Source organism: Acinetobacter sp. UBA5934 (assembly GCF_002430855.1).
Taxonomy (GTDB): domain Bacteria; phylum Pseudomonadota; class Gammaproteobacteria; order Pseudomonadales; family Moraxellaceae; genus Acinetobacter.
Map to the genome: position 1 here is coordinate 1 of NZ_DJDC01000077.1, position 4,910 is coordinate 4,910.

Genomic DNA, 4,910 nt, shown 5'->3' on the forward strand with positions numbered 1-4,910 from the left:
CCAATTCACTATATTTTTCACGTATGTATCTTTTTTCTACGAATTTCGTTAAAAAATCGCTTTTTTATCTAAAATTTGACCATTTTTATGAAATAAAACCTGTATTCAGTGCAATTCATTTTAAAACAGCTATTTTTATTAAGACCTATTAGCGATTAAAAACAGGCGGAATTTCAATAAGACCGTAACATTTCGACGTTGTCTCCAGATTTTTTTGGAATCCATTGATAGCAAATCGCATATTTTACTATTTTCTATCCAACTTATAGATATGAGACAACTGAATAGAATCAAACTGCCCCTTTTAGATAAAATTTTCTTTCAACTCCACGTTTTAAAGAGTTAAAAGAAGCGACTCATATTCATTAAACGCCATATAAGTTATACAATCTGATTTCGACCTATATAAAGCCTAATAGAATATTAAAACTGCTTAAGCTACATATAGGGAAGTGTTCGGTCTTAGCCAGTGCTGCATGACTTCTTCAATCACTTCTTTCTTACCCTGATAATCCTCAGCAGCAAATAATAATTTAGCTCGGCGCGGTAAACGCTCTTTGACCAGTGAAAATAGAAGATAGTGCGAGGCAATATCCAAACGCTGTAAAAAAGCATAGGCTTGATTAAAAGATCCCTGCTTCTGTTCAGGTGTGTCGTATTCAAATAGAAAACGTAAAATGAAATCAATTTCCTGATCAAAATTATCCTGAGTCTGATATTGGTACATAAACGCTGATTACCCTCTTTTTTATCAATTTATAGATCTTCTTTGAGACCTCATCTGCTCAGCATACTGATAATTTTTTGGATGTCAGTCTCTATCAGGCTATCTAATACTGCATTTAAAGCCAATAAAAAATGTGATGATTAAAAGAAAAAAAGAAATTTTGGAAATAAAAAAGGAAGAGATCTCTCCCAAAATCTCTTCCTTAGAATTGAATCTTTATTCGATCCATCATGTCATTATTATAGTTATCTTCAAAAATTTAAAAAAAGTCCCTTGGGGAAGAGACTTAAAAATTGTGGAGCTTTTCTTATTACGCTTACCCTCTAGATATGTTTTCTACACAAAGTCTAGATGGATAAATCTTATACATAAGAAAAAAATAATGCAATCTATTTGGCAAAATTTAACTCTTGTTTTTATAAGCTTTTTTTTGAATTTGATTATTTAAAATATTAATATACAGCACACAAAATAAAAGCAGGCCAAAGCCTGCTTTTATTTCAATAACTTAGAATATTAATTAGTCCACAAAGGTCACTTTTGCAATTGCTTTTTTGCTGGCCTGAACAATCAAAGTCACGTTCTCTTTCACAGAAAAATTGGCATCAACCACATTCCAGTCGACTTTAACAGCACCACGACCGATCGCATCTTTGGCTTGAGCCGCATTTTTAGTTAAACCAGCAGCACGTAAAATAGAGGTAATAAAGATTTCGCCCCCAAATTCAGCACGTGAAATGGTGACTTCTGGCGTACCTTCTGGAAGTTCACCTTCAGTAATCAGGTTACCAGCGCCTTTATGTGCAGTTGCCGCAGCTTCGGCACCATGGAAACGCTCAACCAGTTCAAGTGCAAGAATCTTTTTCACTTCTTGAGGGTTACGGCCTTCCGCCACTTCTTTTAACAAGCCTTGAATTTCTTCAATTGATTTAAAACTTAATAAATCAAAGTAACGCTCGATCAAGGAATCGGGCATTGAAAGGACTTTTTGATACATCGCACCCGGAGCATCAAATACGGCAATATAATTACCCAAAGATTTAGACATTTTATTCACGCCATCTAAACCTTCAAGAATCGGTACCGTAATACAGACTTGTGATTCTTGGTCATAACGACCTTGCAGGGTACGGCCCATCAACAGGTTAAAGGTTTGGTCTGTACCACCCAACTCTACGTCAGCCTGTAATGCGACTGAGTCATAACCCTGAACCAATGGATACAAAAACTCATGAATTGCAATCGGCTGATGGCTGTTATAACGCTTGGTGAAGTCATCACGTTCCAGCATACGCGCCACTGTTTGCTGTGAAGCCAATTGAATTAAATCAGCCGCAGATTTTTCAGCAAACCATTCAGAGTTAAATACAACTTTGGTTTTAGCCGGATCAAGAATTTTAAATACTTGTTCTTGATAAGTTTTTGCATTTTCCAGCACTTTCTCGCGGGACAATGGCGGACGAGTCGCGCTTTTACCTGTTGGATCGCCAATCATGGCAGTGTAATCACCAATCAGGAAATACACTTCATGTCCCAAATCCTGAAACACTTTCAATTTATTAATTAAAACCGTATGACCTAAATGCAAATCAGGTGCAGTCGGGTCAAAACCCGCTTTAATTTTAAGCGGACGATTTTCTTTTAACTTCTTCAGAAGATCTTCTTCGGAAATAATTTCATGCGTGCCTCGTTGAATGAGGGCAAGTTGTTCTTCAGCCGGCAGGAAATTTGACATCACAAAACCCAAACACATCAGTTATTCAATTTGTGCGATATACTAACACTTTTTCAGCACATTGCAGGCTTAAGAATAATCATGACAGCGATCTATATTGGGGTAATGACCGGCACGAGCATGGATGGTGTCGATATTGTTGCTGCTTCTTTTGATCCCTTACAGCTTCATGCGACCCTCACCTTGCCATTTGATCCCGATCTTCGTGATGAACTGATGGCGCTCACCCTACCGGGCGATAATGAAATTGACCGTATGGGTAAGGCTGACGTGGCTTTAGCCAGCATGATTGGTCAGGGTATTAATACGCTCATTGAAAACAACCACTTAGATCGCAGTCAAATTAAAGCCATCGGTTCGCATGGACAAACCATCCGTCACCGTCCTGAACATGGCTTCACCTTGCAAATTGGTGATCCCAACATTATTACTGAAATGACGCAGATTCCGGTCATTTCAGATTTTCGTCGTCGTGATATGGCAGCTGGCGGCCAAGGTGCGCCTTTGGTGCCTGCATTTCATCAAGCCCTGTTTCAGCATGACAGCATTCATCGGGTGATTCTGAATTTAGGCGGGATTGCCAATGTCAGTATGTTGCCTGCGGGCAAGCCTGAACACGTATTTGGTTTTGACACCGGCCCTGCCAACATCCTGATGGATGCCTGGTGTCACCGTTATACCGGTCAGCCTTATGATGAAAATGGTAACTGGGCAGCCTACGGACAACCGATCCGCAGCCTGCTTGACCGCTTGCAGGCGCATGAGTTTTTCTCCAAAGAACCCCCTAAAAGTACTGGCCGTGAAGACTTTAACCTTGAATGGCTAGATGAACAGATTCTCGATTGGCGCAATGACCTTGAATATGATGAGTTAGAAGATACCCCTGAAAATGTTCAGGCAACCTTAATGAAACTCACCACCCGTGCCATTAAAAAAGCTATTTACCGTTCTGAAATGGCAACTGGCGAAGTCTATGTCTGCGGTGGTGGTGCCTATAACTCGAACCTGCTTGAGCAACTGCGCTGGCGTTTACGCAAACACGAGTGGACAGTACAAACCACTGACGATTTAGGACTCAGCCCAACCTGGGTGGAAGCCACTGCATTTGCCTGGTTGGCTATGCGTTTTGTCAATCAGCAAAGCGGTAACTTACCCGCAGTCACTGGTGCAGCTGGCTATCGTCTTTTGGGAAGCATGACTGCAGTTTAAGCATTTTTTGATGCAAAGCTTCAGTATAAAAAAAGGTCTGCATCAAGCAGACCTTTTTTAGTTCTATACTTTTATATCATTATTTATTGCATCATCTTTTTAGCATTTTCACTGCGGAAAGCATTTAAAATTTGCTGACCAGCACGACCGGTTGGACTTAAACCCAAACGCGTTTGTTCCTGGCGAATGGCTTGACGGGTTTTATCACCGATCAACCCGTCTGCCGCACCAATGGCATAACCTTTATTCAATAAAAATTGCTGGATCTCGCGACGTTCAGCACGCGATGTTCCCGGATCATCAGTAGGCCAGGCTTTACTAAACCCACCCTGACCCTGTAAACGATCAGACAAATGCGCAATTGCTAAAGCATAACTTTCTGCCGCGTTATAACTATATATAGCATCAAAGTTCTTGAAGACTAAAAATACCGGTCCATTTGCGCCTGCAGGTGCCATGAGGCCCGCAGTAGATGATTCAGTTAAATTACCTTGAATTAATGGTGTACCGTCAGCGCGCACCACCCCTTGGCTGACCCAGTTACTCAAAGCCTTTTTATTACGACGGCTTTCGCCCGCGATAGACATCCCTTCAGGATTTTTGACGTCAAAACCCCAAGGCATGCCAGTTTGCCAGCCACGTTTTTTCAGGAAATTTGCGGTTGAAGCCAAAGCATCTGTGGTACTCGACACCAGATCACGACGGCCATCGCCATCAAAATCCACCGCCAGCTCTTCATAGGTTGAAGGCATAAACTGGGTATGACCAAATGCCCCTGCCCACGAGCCTTTCATTTGCTGCTCGGTTAAATCACCGCGTTGTAGAATTCGCATCGTGGTAAAAAATTCTCCACGGAAATAACTCTGACGACGCCCTTCACAACTTAAAGTCCCCAAAGCCTGCAATAAAGGATAACTTCCGGAAATGTCACCAAAGTTACTTTCCACACCCCAAACCGCAACTACGGTTTCAGCCGGCACACCATAGGCCGCTGCAACACGATTTAAAACTTCACGGTGCTGAGCCAGTTTTTGACGTCCGAGCTGTACGCGCTCTTCATCCACCAGACCGGATAAATAATCCCAGATTGGCGTAGAAAATTCTGGTTGATAATTCAGTTTTTCAATCACGGAATAATCAGGCACTAAATTTTGTGTATAGCGATCATAACTAGAGCCACTTACTCCCGAAGTCACAGCTTGATTACGTAGGTTTGCAATACATTAGATCGGAAGAGCG

Annotated in this window: 3 protein-coding genes and 1 pseudogene; 1 reads left to right on the forward strand and 3 read right to left on the reverse strand. The window is 41.5% G+C overall.

The features are described 5' to 3' along the window. Positions 1–433 precede the first annotated feature (433 nt). Positions 434–727, reverse strand: a complete 294-nt coding sequence (locus B2Y23_RS05665) for a hypothetical protein (protein WP_291357452.1) — start codon at positions 725–727, stop codon at positions 434–436. Between the two features lie 520 nt (positions 728–1,247). Next, positions 1,248–2,480 carry a tyrosine--tRNA ligase gene (gene tyrS / locus B2Y23_RS05670; RefSeq protein WP_291357451.1) on the reverse strand — a complete coding sequence of 411 codons (1,233 nt, stop codon included), beginning with the start codon at positions 2,478–2,480 and terminating at the stop codon, positions 1,248–1,250. 63 nt (positions 2,481–2,543) lie between these two features. Here tyrS and B2Y23_RS05675 point away from each other — a divergent pair, with 63 nt between their 5' ends. Next, positions 2,544–3,671: an anhydro-N-acetylmuramic acid kinase gene (locus B2Y23_RS05675; RefSeq protein ID WP_291357449.1), complete on the forward strand. Its 1,128-nt coding sequence runs from the start codon at positions 2,544–2,546 to the stop codon at positions 3,669–3,671. Positions 3,672–3,754: 83 nt separating this feature from the next. Here B2Y23_RS05675 and B2Y23_RS05680 read toward each other — a convergent pair. Beyond that, positions 3,755–4,894: pseudogene (locus B2Y23_RS05680) on the reverse strand (lytic murein transglycosylase); the annotation flags it as partial. Positions 4,895–4,910: the final 16 nt, after the last annotated feature.

What these genes read in the sequence shown, in the direction of transcription:
- B2Y23_RS05665 (WP_291357452.1), bottom strand. Translation starts at nt 727, where the DNA reads ATGTACCAATATCAGACTCAGGATAATTTTGATCAGGAAATTGATTTC.
- tyrS (WP_291357451.1), bottom strand. Translation starts at nt 2,480, where the DNA reads ATGTGTTTGGGTTTTGTGATGTCAAATTTCCTGCCGGCTGAAGAACAA.
- B2Y23_RS05675 (WP_291357449.1), top strand. Translation starts at nt 2,544, where the DNA reads ATGACAGCGATCTATATTGGGGTAATGACCGGCACGAGCATGGATGGT.